This window comes from Alicyclobacillus pomorum DSM 14955, from assembly GCF_000472905.1.
GTDB classification, from domain to species: domain Bacteria; phylum Bacillota; class Bacilli; order Alicyclobacillales; family Alicyclobacillaceae; genus Alicyclobacillus_A; species Alicyclobacillus_A pomorum.
Genome location: NZ_AXAR01000020.1, coordinates 14,930 through 28,716 on the forward strand (window position 1 = coordinate 14,930; position 13,787 = coordinate 28,716).

Consider the following 13,787-nt stretch of genomic DNA (forward strand, 5'->3'; position numbering starts at 1 on the left):
GCAAACAGATGGATTTTGAGCATTCGGAGAAAGTGAAACGCCTGCAGAAACAGCTCACCGAGTTTATGAATGAAGTGGTGTATCCCAATGAACGAGTGTATGAGGAACAACTGAAGGAAGCGCCGAGTCGCTGGCTGGTTCCGCCGGTTATGGAAGACATGAAGAAACAAGCGAAAGCTGCCGGCCTATGGAATCTGTTTCTGCCAGAAAGCGAGTGGGGTGCAGGACTTACCAATATGGAGTACGCGCCCTTGTGCGAAATCATGGGACGTTCGCCGATTGGACCAGAAGTGTTCAATTGCAGTGCTCCGGATACCGGCAACATGGAGGTACTCGTACGCTATGGCACGAAGGAACAGCAAGATCAGTGGCTTGTTCCACTCCTCAATGGAGACATTCGCTCTTGCTTCTCCATGACTGAGCCCGACGTTGCGTCATCGGACGCTACCAATATCCAGGCAAGCATCGTGAGAGACGGCGACGAGTACGTCATCAATGGGCGCAAGTGGTGGTCTTCTGGCGCCGGTGATCCCCGGTGCAAAGTGGCGATTTTCATGGGCAAAACGAACCCTGACGCTCCAAGGCATGAACAACAATCCATGATTCTTGTCCCGCTGGATACCCCCGGCGTGAGAATTGAGCGAACTCTGTCGGTATTCGGATATGATCACGCGCCGCACGGACATGCTGAAATCACCTATGACAATGTTCGGGTTCCTGTCAGCAACATCTTGTGGGGCGAAGGGAAGGGGTTTGCGATTGCCCAAGGGCGCCTGGGGCCTGGTCGCATTCACCACTGTATGCGCTTAATTGGGCAAGCGGAACGTGCACTGGAACTCATGGTGAAGCGTGCCAAAGAGCGCGTTGCGTTTGGTAAGACGCTGGCGGAGCAAGGGGTCATTCAGGAGTGGATTGCCGACTCCCGCATCGAGATTGAGCAAGCAAGACTCCTCACGCTGAAGGCTGCGTACATGATGGATACGGTGGGAAACAAAGTGGCCCAGAAGGAAATCGCCATGATTAAGGTGGTGGCTCCAAACATGGCCCTTCGGGTCATAGACCGCGCCATTCAGCTACATGGAGCAGCTGGTGTCAGCAGTGATTTCCCGCTCGCTGAGATGTGGGCCAACACCCGGACGTTGCGGCTCGCCGACGGTCCCGACGAGGTGCACCGTCGTCACATTGCAAGACTTGAATTGCGGTAACTCCAGTGTGATTGTCGAATCTGCGGTGACTCGGCTGTCAAGCCGAACCGTTCCGCAGACGGTAGGGAGATGGCGCAGCCTTGAAGAAGATACGGGTCTGGGCGACAAAAGAGGAAATTGATGCTGCCGTCTTGACCGAGGCAACGGTTGTTGTGATGGATGTCCTGTTAGCAACGACCACCATGGTCACGATGGTGGAAAACGGAGCCAAGTGCGTGTTTCCAGTTGCGGACGTACAGGAGGCGCGATGGCTCAAACAGTTCTTGGCGCCCGAGTCATCGCTGTTCGGCGGAGAAGAAGAGGGAACCCCTATTCCGGACTTTGATTGCGGTCCTTTTCCCCATGAGTTCTCGCCGGACCGGGTAACTGGGAAGGATGTTGTGTTTGTTACGACAAACGGGACACGTGCAGTGCGCCGCGCAGAATCCGCACGAGAACTGCTCATCGCCAATTTACGCAACGCACCGTCCGTTGCTCAATATCTCGAGAATACGGCGTCGGAAGAGGTGTACTTGATCTGTGCGGGCTCACACGGGCATCTGTCCCTCGAAGACATGCTTTGCGCAGGGGTCATCTTGTCTCACTTGGATTTGGAAGGCGTTTCGTTGAACGATGCAGCGCGAGTCGCGAGGTATGGCCTCGCTCACGCCGAAACGGACATGCTTCAGTGGATTCAGCAAGGTCGAGTGGGACGTTGGTTCATGAAAAACGGAAAGGAACACGTTCTGCGCTTTGTGGCTGATGTCGGTGCAAGCCAGACCCTTGTCAGCGTCGTAAACAGACAACTGCGGAGGATGGAAAGAAGGTAACCGCGCCGGGGAATGGTGGCGCCGGGTCTGTTGTGCGGTGCAGCGGATGGAGGGAGGCGACCCTGCCCGCCTTGTGGTATGGTGTAAGTGCGGCTGGTAGATCATAGAATAGGAGTGGTTGTAGTGAATCGGTTTCGTGCCTTAGTTGTCAATCAGACGGAAGATGATTTTTTCTTAGGTGTGCAAGAGTTGTCGCTGGGCCAACTCCCCGCGGGAGATGTCACCATTCGCGTGTTTTATTCCAGCGTGAACTACAAGGACGGGATGGCGTCTGTTCCGAACAGTCGGATTGTTCGCTCGTACCCGTTTGTACCGGGCATCGATTTGGCGGGACAAGTCATCCATTCGGACAGTCCCCGATTCAAGGAAGGGGACGAAGTTTTAATTACGGGCTATGAGCTCGGAGTATCCCATTACGGTGGATTTAGCCAAGTGGCTCGTGTTCCAGCCGAATGGGTTGTTCCCATTCCGAAGGGATTGTCCATGAAAGAGGCCATGGCCATTGGGACGGCCGGATTTACTGCGGCGCTTTCCGTTCATCGCTTGGAGGAAAACCACTTAACGCCCGATAAAGGACCGGTACTGGTCACGGGTGCCAGTGGCGGAGTGGGAAGTACCGCAGTGGCCATGTTGAGTCGGTTAGGGTACGACGTAACGGCGAGCAGTCGCAAAGTGGAAGAACATCCTTATTTGCGGCAGTTGGGAGCAAAAGCCATCATCGCTCCAGAAGCACTAATTCCGGAAAAAAATCGTCCACTCCAGTCGGAAAAATGGGCGGGCGTTGTCGATCCCGTCGGTGGGAAGTACCTGCCGCACATCTTGAGTGCTGTGAAGTACGGCGGTTCCGTGGCGTTAAGCGGCTTGACGGCGGGCGTTGACTTCGCAACGACCGTGTATCCGTTTATCTTGCGAGGTGTGAACCTGCTGGGTATCGACTCTGTGTACTGTCCTATGGAAGTACGTACACGACTGTGGGATCGCATCGCCAATGAACTCAAACCAAACCAGCTCCTCGAGTCCATCAGTGGTGAAATCAGCCTAGATGACCTCCCGGATACACTAGGGAAGATCCTTAGAGGCGAGGTCCGCGGACGGATGATTGTCTCGTTGTGAGGTATCTCTCGCGACCTGAGTCCGACAGCGGTCATTCGCACGCATCTCAAAATCGGGTAAATTCCCTTCCTGTCCCTGCTGATGCTACCCATAGATTTGCAAGAGCCTGAAGAGTCGCCGGTGTCTCCGCTTTCTGAATGAGACTCGTTCACCTTGAGACGTCGTCTGGCGCAGACAACGGTTTAAGCATGCTCGATAGGAGGAACGAACGTGGCACGCGAAGAGACGGTTCGTGGATTGGTCAACGGAACCATTCCTGTGCGCAAAGGAGAAGAATTTGACGTCGACAGGGTTCGGCAATATCTTCAGGCTCAAATGGAGGGGCTGCCGGACGAACCATTGGAAGTTCTTCAATTTGCTTCAGGAGCATCCAACCTCACGTACTTGCTCCGCATCGGGAGTTGGCAAGGTGTACTTCGGCGAGCGCCATTCGGACCGCTCCCGCCGAAGGCACACGACATGCAACGGGAAGCCAGGATTCTGAGTAAATTGAATCCTGTGTTCCCGTTGGCTCCGAAGCCCTATCTGTTTTGCGAAGACACATCGGTGATTGGAAGCGCGTTTTACGTCATGGAGCGCAAGGTTGGCGTCGTCTTGGATAATGCGTTTCCTCCAGGCTATTTGCCCACGCCCGAGCTAGGCAGAAAGATCTCCAACACGGTTGTCGATACGCTGGCCATGCTGCACAGCGTGGACTATGAAAGCGCCGGGCTTGAGGCGTTTGGTCATCCGGAGGGTTTTTTGGCGCGCCAGGTCAACGGATGGATAGAACGGTATCGGAGGGCACGGACTGACGACGTACCGAACGTCGACAGGGTTATGGAATGGCTTGTGAACCACCTTCCAGAGTCCCCCGAACCTACCGTCATCCACAACGATTACAAGCTCAACAACATGCTCTTTGACGCGTCTGACCTGAGCAAGGTGGTCGCGGTCGTTGACTGGGAAATGGCCACCATTGGAGATCCTCTCATGGACCTTGCTGTCACTTTGTGTTACTGGGTAGAGTCGGAAGACCCACAGGCCCTGAAAGACATCATGCCGACGGTTACCAGTTGCGGAATTTTCATCACCAGGGACGAGTTCTTGCAGAGGTACTCTGTAAAGAGTGGTCGAGACGTTTCCAACATGGATTTCTACATGGTCTTGGCTTACTTCAAGCTCGCTGTGATTTTGCAGCAAATTTATATCCGTTGGAAGCGCGGACAGACCCAGGATGCCCGCTTCGCGGCATTCGGCACACGCGTGAACCAACTCGTGCAGCACGCTGCAGAAATCATAGATAGGCACGAAAGCGAAGGGCTGGTGTGAATGATGAGGCTGGCCAACAAGGTGGCCGTTGTCACAGGTGCCGGTAGTGGGATTGGTCGCGCCACTGCAGTCAAATTTGGCAGGGAGGGCGCGAAGGTGGTTGTGGCAGATATTGATCAGGAGTCTGGCGAACACACGGCGGCGACCATTCGCCATCTCGGGGGCGATTCTGTCTTCATCCAAGTTGACGTGTCGTCCTACGAAAGTGTGGAATCACTCGTACAAGAGGCTGTGCACCGCTACGGACAACTCGATGTGATGTTTAACAATGCTGGCATAGCCAATTCGCAAGTGAGCGTGTTGGAGATGCCTATCGAAGAGTATCATCGAACCGTGTCCGTGAACCAACACGGGGTCTTTTATGGCATTCGGGCGGCTGGACGCGTGATGAAAGACCGCGGTGGCGTTATCATCAACACGGCGTCCATTTACGCATTCGTGGCGGATCGGCGGCAGTTTCCGTACCACGCGAGTAAAGGCGCGGTGGTGTCCATGACGAAGGCTGCAGCGCTGGAACTGGCACGGTACAACATCCGGGTGGTGGCCATCGCCCCGGGGTTGATTGACACGAACATCGTCACGGTGTGGAAGGACGTTCCGGACGTCTGGAAGACGATTGAACGGGCGCAGATGAGAGGCAGAGCGGGTCAGCCGGACGAGGTCGCGAACGTCGTCGCGTTCTTGGCCAGCGACGAAGCGTCCTTTGTCAATGGGCAGGTGTTCTTCGTGGATGATGGTGCAGCAGCTTTTAAACGATGAGTGATTTGCAGATCGGTGAAGACAACCGCAACGGTACGTGGGACGCGGCCCGTTTTTCTGATGACCCACCCTTTTGGCGTCGGCTCAGTGACGGCTGCAGGCTTGGCTCCTAAGGAACATGAGCCGGCGTCATTTACCATGTTGACAACTTGCGGTAGGTTTGAGAAACGTGCAATCCGTACCACCCACGAGAGGGGGGGAGGGGGTGAAAAAGTGGACCACTGAGTTGTTGCTTCTGAGTGTGGTCATCATTTGGGGCATCAATTACACGGCGAACAAGTACGGGGTGAGTCAGCTATCGCCGACTGTCTTCAATGCCGTCCGATTCACCGTGACAGCCCCCATATTGCTTGTCCTAACATGGTTGGTTGAACACAGTGTTCGTATTCGGAAGAGGGACCTTTGGCTGCTGAGTCTTGTCAGCATTGTCGGAATTGCACTGTATCAAACCTTGTTCTCCGCTTCTGTAGAATACACTTCAGCGACCAATGCGTCCCTGCTGATTGCGATGTCCCCGATATTCTCCTGTATATTTTCCCCCCTCGCCAAGCAAGAAAAGTTTCTGTGGAAGCAGCAAGCGGGTTCCCTCATCGCTTTCCTGGGTGCCGCGATTGTACTCCTTTCCGGACATCATACCGAAGACATGTATCCCCATGCCATGGTTGGTGACATATTTGGCTTTCTGGCCTCTGTCTCGTGGGGCTGGTATCCAGTGCTTACCACACCTTTGCTTCGGCAGTATTCTTCCTTGCGGATCATCGCCTGGACCTCCTTGATGGGGGCTGTTTTTCTGCTTGTTCTGATCTGGGTGACGGGTCAACCCATCACGTTTCAGCTGCCTGCACTTACATACGTCTCATTGCTCTATTCAATTCTTTTTGTCACCATGTACGGCCTCGTCATTTGGTATCAGGGTGTAGGAAAGGTCGGTACGACCAAAGCGATGTTGTACATGTATCTCGTCCCAGTTGTGGCGGCGGTCTTCGCTGCTTCAGTAAATCACGAGCCCATCCATTTTGGCCAAGTTTTGGGGGGGATTCTCATTGTGCTCGGTATCACTTATGTGAAGGGCGGTCATGACGCTATCATGCGGGGAATACGCCACCGACGACGTTCTTCGGCCATTGAACGGGACCCCAGGCACGAGGAGATGTGAGATGCGACGGCAACCGCGTAGCGGGGATTTGTCATGGACAGAGACCTGTCACGGTTCCCGCATCGCAGGCGCCGCCACAATGCACACATGATTCCTTTGACGGGTTATCGAGAGGTTACCACTTCTCGAGTGTCCTTTACCATCTCTGCCTGCAATTCCATGGCGTGCATTAAGTTTGCGAACAGCTGGATGGTCGTAACTGGACCCACACCCCCGGGCGTTGGTGACATGGCTGCTACACAGGATACGACTTGCGGTGCAACATCGCCAACAATCTTGTGTTCGGACGTCTCATTAATGCCGGCGTCCACCAGCACAAGGTTCGGATGCACCATCTCGGGTGTGATTAATCCTGCACGTCCAACAGCCACGAACGCGATGTCAGCGCGTGCAATGTGAGTGGATAGGTTCAACGTACCGGCATGGCAGACGGTCACCGTCGCATTTTCACGAATCAGAAGATGAAGCAAGGGCATGCCAACCGTTTTACCACAACCCACGAGCACCACGTGTTTACCGGACAGAGTATATCCATAGTGTTTGAGCAGACGAACACAAGCCATTGGAGTGGCTGGATAGATGCCTGGTTCACCGGATATGTTCGCTTGTCGATTATAACGAGTGAGACCATCTACGTCTTTTACAGGTGATATCGTGTTGATGACGTGCTCCGCTGACATGTGATGTGGTAAAGGTAGTTCTAGCATGATGCCATGGACTGTGGGATCATCATTTAAGCGTTGAATGGTTTGAATGAGTTGACGTTCACTGACATGACTTGGGAAGGTAAGCAATTCAAACTCGATGCCAAGTTTGGCTGCGCTTCGCTTCTTTGCTCGCGCGTAAAACGAAGAGGCGGGATCACCCTCTATGAGTAAGGTTACAATTTTTGGAACTCTACCGCGTGCCCTGTGGCTTGACACTCGCGGAATCACTTCTTTTTGTAGCAGTTCTGCAACGGGCTGCCCCTGTAACATCACTGTCATTTGGCCGTGACTCCTTTCGACATGCAATGAAAATCGTTCGAATTTTCGAGCAACAACAAACTAGGCCGCCTGGGTTCCTCAAAGGGTGCCCAGGCGGCCGGCAAATTGACAATCGCATTCCCTTGTGGTTTAGGCCCACTTGTGTCCGCCAGTCATGCGATTGGAGTATCTGTATTTGGACAGAAACAGCATACCAATTGTCACGCGAACTATCAAGTCAGTCGTCACGTCAAAAAGCCTCACAGACCGCCGCATACTGAAATTGCTCAAGTCGAGGAAATGCTGTGACCTGCGCAGTTTCCCGTCCAAGACAGCGATGAAGAAGATGCGTGCAAAGGCATAGGAAGTACCCCCTCTATGTTGCCTTGATGAGGATAAAAGGCGATTTGTCTAAGCCATGTGTCCTTCTTGGTGGACAACCTATTTCGCATAACCTACATGAGTTGGAAAATCCTCAAATGGCGTCTTTTCATCAATCATTAGGGGGGTGAGACTGTGATTACACCTGGACATTGCATGCAGTTTATTGGACGGCCCGTCATCATTCACACGAGGGATGGTGTAACTCACCGCGGAGTTCTTCATTCCGTAACAGGTGATGGAATTTACATGCGTCCGATAGGGGGCGGAGCTCGTCTAGCGAATGAAGCAGGCGACAGTACTGCAAACATTGATTTACTGCAGAACATGCCTCAGCCAAAAGACGACGTTGAAGAGGCATTTTTTCCATTTTTCTTCTTACCCTTTCTTGCTCTCGCAGCAGTCGGTCCGTGGGGCTGGTGGTAAGCGTTCCGCAAATTCATATGCATCTTGTGAGGGCATCGGCTATCGCTGATGCTCTTTTTTTGAAATTGGAGCAGTGCCGTCCCTGCACCGTAAACGGATTCGTACACGAAGTGTTGGGTATGCGGCCAGTGGTTGTCATCTAGCCTTAATTGTTAACTTGGTATACACTTTAAGTTAACAATTGCAGCAAGGAGGGTGGTAACAGATAGAAACAGTAGTTGCGAGAGGCTGGTTGGCGATAGCGAAACAGGAAGGATACGAACATTCTTGAGCGAAAGCCACGAAGCTGTGGCGCGAGCAGGATGACCAAGTTCACAGCTCCGTCAGGCGGGTACATAGGAATGCAGACACAGTGCGTTTCGATTGTGATATTTCCGAATTGGGAGTGACTTTTGTGACATACGAAGAGTTGTACGAAAAGAATCGTCTATATCTCTGGAATCCCTTCACACAGATGAAAGAATATTTGGCGGATGAACCCGTCATTATTGAAAGCGGTAGTGGATGCCGATTGCGGGATGTCAAAGGGCATGAATACTGGGATGGCGTGTCCTCCGTTTGGTTAAATGTGCACGGGCATCGGGTTCCTGAGCTCGACGCGGCGATTCGCCGACAGTTGGACTACATTGCTCACTCAACGTTGCTCGGCATGGCAAACGTACCTGCCATATTGCTTGCCGAAAAACTGATACAAATCGCGCCACCTGGCCTAGCAAAAGTATTTTATTCAGACTCTGGTGCAGAAGCTGTTGAGATTGCACTCAAAATGGCATTTCAGTACTGGAAGAACCGCGGCGTTGACGGGAAGACGACATTTGTCACGATGCGGGAGGCGTACCATGGGGACACTGTCGGCGCTGTATCTGTAGGTTCCATCGACCTATTCCATCAGGTATATTCGCCACTACTGTTCCCGTCCATAAAAATTCCGTTCCCCAATGTTTACCGTAGCCCGTTCGGGGATACGGCAGAGGAAGTGAAGAACGGTTCCCTGAAGATGGTGGAAGAGGTGTTTCAACAACGCGGAGATGAAATTGCCGCGATGATTGTCGAACCGGTTCAGGGAGCAGGGGGCATGATTCCAATGCCCGCCGGCTACTTGCGTGAGCTAAGGCGTTTGTGCTCTGCGTACGACATCCTCTTGATTGTTGATGAAGTGGCGACCGGGTTTGGGCGCACTGGGAAGATGTTCGCTTGTGAACACGACGGTGTGACTCCAGACATCATGACGGTGGCCAAGGGCATCACAGGCGGTTACTTACCGATTGCAGCCACCCTTACCACGGACACGGTATACGATGCCTTTTACGCAGATTACGATGAGCTCAAAACGTTGTATCACGGGCACTCGTACACAGGGAATCAGTTGGGTTGCGCCGTGGCATTAGCCAACCTCGAACTGTTTGAACAGAAGAAACTTGTGTCAGAGGTTGAACAGAAGGCCAAGGAACTCGCCGTGTATCTTGAGCCGATTCGTTCCCTCTCCCACGTGGGGGACGTGCGGCAGGCCGGATTCATGGTGGGCATTGAGTTGGTGGAGGACAAGGCGACCAAAAAGCCATTTCCGTGGCAGCAACGACTGGGCGTCCGAGTCTGTCGAAGGTGTCGTGAACTAGGGATGTTGTTGCGGCCGCTCACGGATGTCGTGGTGTTCATGCCACCTCTTTCCGCCACGCTCCAGGAGCTGAAGGAGATGACCAACATTCTTTATCAGGCCATCGCCGAAGTGACTGAGGATACGAGTGTGGTGTGAAGACAATGCAAAGATTCCAGAGCGCACTCCATCATTTGAAAGAGGCCGGATTGTATCGTCGGATGCGTTCTATGGGAAGCGCTTCCGCGCCACGTGTGAACGTCGATGGGCGGTCCTTGGTGATGTGTGCCGCGAACAACTACCTCGGCTTGGTGGACGATGACAGATTACGAGAAGGCGCCATCGACGCGATTCATCGATATGGAACAGGGGCGTCCGGCGCACGGCTGATTACAGGGACGACAGATTTGCACCTGCACTTGGAGCAAGCACTTGCAGAATTGAAGCAGACCGAAGCCGCCATTGTGCTGAATACAGGATACATGGCAAATCTAGCAGCACTTTCTACGCTCGTGGGAGCAGGCGATGTCATTTTCTCTGATGAGTTAAACCATGCGAGTATCATTGACGGATGTCGCTTGTCGAAAGCGGCGGTTGTCGTCTATCGCCACAATGATATGGACGACTTGCGTCACAAGTTGGAGAACTACGCGACAACGGGCCAGCGGCTTATCGTCACCGATGGTGTGTTTTCAATGGATGGAGACGTTGCAGACCTGCCGGCTATCACCGATCTTGCTCAAGCGTACGATGCTTGGGTGATGGTTGACGACGCGCACGCGACAGGGGTATTCGGAGAACACGGAGGAGGCACGGCGGATCATTATGGTTTGCCGGCGGATTCCATTCATATCCAAGTCGGGACTTTGTCAAAGGCGCTCGCGTGCGAAGGAGGATTCATTGCAGGTTCGACCGTCCTCATTGATTACCTGCGAAACCGTGCGCGGCCATTCATATTCTCAACCGCGCTGTCTCCGCCTGTCATCGGTGCCGCGTTGCGTGCGGTGGAAATCGTCAGCGCGGAACCCCAGCGGCGGAAGCGCCTTCACGCCTTGGCGCAACGGCTTCGCAAAGGCCTCTCCGAGGTTGGGCTTCAAGTCATACCGGGAGAAGCCCCGATTGTTCCGATTGTGATTGGCGATCCGGAACGGACATTGGAATACAGCCGCCGCCTGGAGCACCACGGTGTTTTTGCGACGGCAATCCGACCGCCTACGGTGCCGCCGGGGACGTCTCGAATTCGATTGACGCTGATGGCGACGCACGCGGACGAAGATATCGAGCAAATCATTGATGCCTGTACCAAAGCGGGGAAGGAACTAGGGGTGATATCGTGAAAGGATTTTTCATCACAGCGACGGACACGGAAATAGGGAAGACGCTCGTTGCCGGGGGGATTTGCGGTGCACTGCGAGCGAGAGGGATGGACGTAGGCGTTTTTAAACCTGTGCAAAGTGGACACTTGGCGTCCGACGCAGCGGGTGATGCGGCTCGATTGAAGCGTCTGAGTGGCATCGACGATGACCTTGACGTGATTTGCCCGTTCTCTTTTGAAGAGCCATTAGCTCCGCGACTCGCGATGGAACGTGCGAAGCAGACGGTTACACTGAACCACCTCATGGACAAGTACCGTGCTGTCCAAAAGCGACATCGTCACGTTGTGGTCGAAGGGGCAGGGGGGCTCGTGGTACCCTACACGTGTGATGCATTGGTTGTTGATTGCGCTGTAGCCATGGACCTGCCGATGATCATTGTTGCCAGGCCAGATCTGGGTACGGTGAACCACACGGCGTTGACGGTGGCTTACGCGCAGTCTCGGGGGCTGCGCGTAGGTGGGATCATCATCAATGGGTATGGCCGCAACCAGCCCGTGGGTGTAGCGGAACAACACAATCCCGCGATGATTCGCGAGGTGTCCGGCGTTGACGTGCTCGGCGTGATTCCATGGTTGGGGCCCAATCCCTCGGAGACGGCCGTTGTGAAGGCGGTGGAGGAGCACGTGGATATGGAGAAACTCGAGCGTATGTTGCAGACAAACGTTTAAACTAGAGTCATAGAACATGGTTTAGTTTGAAAAATCGCGAATCCGCCCGACGGGCGGATTTTTCTTTGTATTGGACCACCAGCCGATGAGTCCCCTGATCAACATGCTGTACGTGACAGTTCAATTCACAGCTTTGTCACGGTCATTGTGATCCACGTCACAGTGGAGGAACACAGTGGAAGCGCAAAATGGCTGTGTGAACACCATCTGAAAAGAACCATCTGGTTATCACATTCGGTGATAAACAACAGAAACAAAGGACGTGAGACAAATGACAACCATCGTTACGCCTGAAATGAAACATCGTTTGCAAGATATTGTGAACAACGTCAGGAAACTAGACTCCAAAAAGTTGGAAATCGTCAAAGCGACCATCCCTGTTGTGCAACAACATGGTGAAACCATTACTAAGAAATTTTATCAGCGCCTGTTGACGAACCACCCCGAACTGAACAACATCTTTAACCAAACGCATCAACGATTCGGGCATCAACCGAAAGCGCTGGCGGATGCGATATACGCAGCGGCAGCGAACATTGAAGACATGAGCGCCATTCTGCCTGCAGTGGAGCGGATTGCTCAAAAGCACAGAAGCCTGCAGATTAAGCCCGAACACTATCCGCTTGTGGGAGAAAACTTGTTAGCAGCCATCAAGGAAGTCTTAGGAGACGCCGCAACGGATGAGATCCTTGATGCTTGGGCCGACGCATACGGTGCCATTGCGGATGTGTTCATTCGCGTGGAATCTGAGTTGTACAAAGCGGCTGAAACGCAGCCGGGAGGGTGGGCTGGATTTAGGGACTTTGTTGTTGATAGGAAAGTGAAAGAGAGCGAAGTCATCACATCCATTTATCTGAAGCCGAAGGACGGTCAGCCGATTGCTGATTTCATTCCGGGACAATATATCACGGTTAAAATGCAGATTGACGGGGAACCGTATACACACCTTCGGCAGTACAGCCTGTCTGACCGGCCAGGTACAGGGTATTATCGCATCAGTGTAAAACGGGAAGATCCAAGACAAGAAGGCGTTCCAGCTGGCATTGTATCGACCTTCCTGCACAATCAAGTGCAAGAAGGGGACGTGATTCCAATCACGGCTCCGGCGGGAGACTTCTATTTGAACATGCAGAGTGATTCGCCTGTGGTGCTCATTAGTGGAGGTGTAGGTTTAACGCCTCTGTTGTCCATGTTCAACACGCTCGTTTATGAACAACCGGATCGAAAGGTGTATTTCGTTCATGCTGCAATCAATGGAACGGTTCATGCGTTCAAAGAGCATATCCGCGATGTGACGGCGAAACATCCGAATGTGCAATCCTTTGTTATTTACGAAAGACCCACAGAGGAAGATAGAAAAGCAAATCTTTTCGATAAAGAGGGCTTTATCACGCTGGAATGGATGCAACAGGTTTTACCTTCACAGGACGCAGATGTCTATTTTTGCGGACCGACCCCGTTCATGCAAGCTGTAAACAAAGCATTGAAACAGTGGGGCATTCCAACGGATAAAATCCATTACGAGTTCTTCGGTTCATTCGGCAACCTTGATGCCCACCAGTAATATAAACCTCCGGACCGGACATCCATCGTTTGGGTGTCCGTTTTTTTCAGAGTGACTCGTTCTGGTAATTTGCGAACGGATACCACGGATATCATAAGGCATATTAGTGGATATGCACCTTATATATCCATATATACCAGTTCCATTGTCCGTTTAAAGAGGCTTTTGTATGCGCTCTCATCGTATAAATACCTGGCCACCTCATGTGAGATGTCTTTTTTCATTGCGACGAATGAACGGTGACTATAGGGATAGGATGGAAAGTATGGATGGCCACGAAAGGGGATAATCAATGAAATTCAAGTTCGGATATATAACCGCTGAGGAATGGGCGATCATCAGTAATACTGAATTTAAGTGTAGGTTATGTGGTACAGACAAGATGAGCGACGGTCGTGCTGTCTACGCCGCGACAGACCCATATGAAGCATGGATCCCGAGGTTCGTTGTGTGCGACCTC

At 52.8% G+C, this 13,787-nt stretch carries 11 protein-coding genes and 1 riboswitch; of the genes, 10 read left to right on the plus strand and 1 reads right to left on the minus strand.

The features are described from left to right. Window positions 1–8 precede the first annotated feature (8 nt). The 6 genes from YWK_RS0115755 to YWK_RS20300 all read left to right on the plus strand — a co-directional run bounded on the left by YWK_RS0115755 (window position 9) and on the right by YWK_RS20300 (window position 6,353). On the plus strand, window positions 9–1,205 hold the full coding sequence (locus tag YWK_RS0115755) for an acyl-CoA dehydrogenase (protein ID WP_026965558.1): 1,197 nt from the start codon (window positions 9–11) through the stop codon (window positions 1,203–1,205). A gap of 80 nt (window positions 1,206–1,285) precedes the next feature. Continuing rightward, the gene (locus YWK_RS20290) at window positions 1,286–2,014 is read left to right on the plus strand and encodes a 2-phosphosulfolactate phosphatase (protein WP_051375670.1); all 729 of its coding nucleotides are present in this window, start codon (window positions 1,286–1,288) and stop codon (window positions 2,012–2,014) included. Window positions 2,015–2,137: 123 nt separating this feature from the next. Beyond that, complete coding sequence (locus YWK_RS0115765) at window positions 2,138–3,127, plus strand: NADPH:quinone oxidoreductase family protein (RefSeq protein ID WP_026965559.1); 990 nt, start codon at window positions 2,138–2,140, stop codon at window positions 3,125–3,127. A gap of 210 nt (window positions 3,128–3,337) precedes the next feature. Beyond that, the gene (locus tag YWK_RS20295; RefSeq protein ID WP_051375671.1) at window positions 3,338–4,438 is read left to right on the plus strand and encodes a phosphotransferase family protein; all 1,101 of its coding nucleotides are present in this window, start codon (window positions 3,338–3,340) and stop codon (window positions 4,436–4,438) included. 3 nt (window positions 4,439–4,441) lie between these two features. Then, on the plus strand, window positions 4,442–5,197 hold the full coding sequence (locus YWK_RS0115775; protein WP_026965560.1) for an SDR family NAD(P)-dependent oxidoreductase: 756 nt from the start codon (window positions 4,442–4,444) through the stop codon (window positions 5,195–5,197). 205 nt (window positions 5,198–5,402) lie between these two features. Further along, window positions 5,403–6,353 carry a DMT family transporter gene (locus tag YWK_RS20300; protein WP_084453777.1) on the plus strand — a complete coding sequence of 317 codons (951 nt, stop codon included), beginning with the start codon at window positions 5,403–5,405 and terminating at the stop codon, window positions 6,351–6,353. A 104-nt stretch (window positions 6,354–6,457) separates the two neighbouring features. On the opposite strand, the gene YWK_RS0115785 is transcribed toward YWK_RS20300, so the two are convergent. Beyond that, window positions 6,458–7,339 (minus strand): bifunctional 5,10-methylenetetrahydrofolate dehydrogenase/5,10-methenyltetrahydrofolate cyclohydrolase, encoded by an 882-nt coding sequence (locus tag YWK_RS0115785; RefSeq protein ID WP_026965561.1) that lies wholly within the window; start codon window positions 7,337–7,339, stop codon window positions 6,458–6,460. Window positions 7,340–7,419: 80 nt separating this feature from the next. After that, a riboswitch (ZMP/ZTP riboswitch) is annotated at window positions 7,420–7,505 on the minus strand. 1,074 nt (window positions 7,506–8,579) lie between these two features. On the opposite strand from YWK_RS0115785, the gene bioA reads away from it, so the two are divergent. The 4 genes from bioA (at window position 8,580) to hmpA (ending at window position 13,327) form a co-directional block, all read left to right on the plus strand. Continuing rightward, entirely contained in the window at window positions 8,580–9,878 is a 1,299-nt protein-coding gene (gene bioA / locus YWK_RS0115795; protein WP_415782823.1) for an adenosylmethionine--8-amino-7-oxononanoate transaminase, read from the plus strand. Between the two features lie 5 nt (window positions 9,879–9,883). Continuing rightward, window positions 9,884–11,056, plus strand: coding sequence for an 8-amino-7-oxononanoate synthase (bioF, locus tag YWK_RS0115800; RefSeq protein WP_026965563.1), 1,173 nt, complete (start codon window positions 9,884–9,886; stop codon window positions 11,054–11,056). After that, window positions 11,053–11,763, plus strand: coding sequence for a dethiobiotin synthase (bioD, locus tag YWK_RS0115805; protein ID WP_026965564.1), 711 nt, complete (start codon window positions 11,053–11,055; stop codon window positions 11,761–11,763). Before bioF ends, bioD begins: the two co-directional genes overlap by 4 nt. Before the next feature lie 295 nt (window positions 11,764–12,058). Beyond that, on the plus strand, window positions 12,059–13,327 hold the full coding sequence (hmpA, locus tag YWK_RS0115810) for an NO-inducible flavohemoprotein (protein ID WP_051375675.1): 1,269 nt from the start codon (window positions 12,059–12,061) through the stop codon (window positions 13,325–13,327). Window positions 13,328–13,787: the final 460 nt, after the last annotated feature.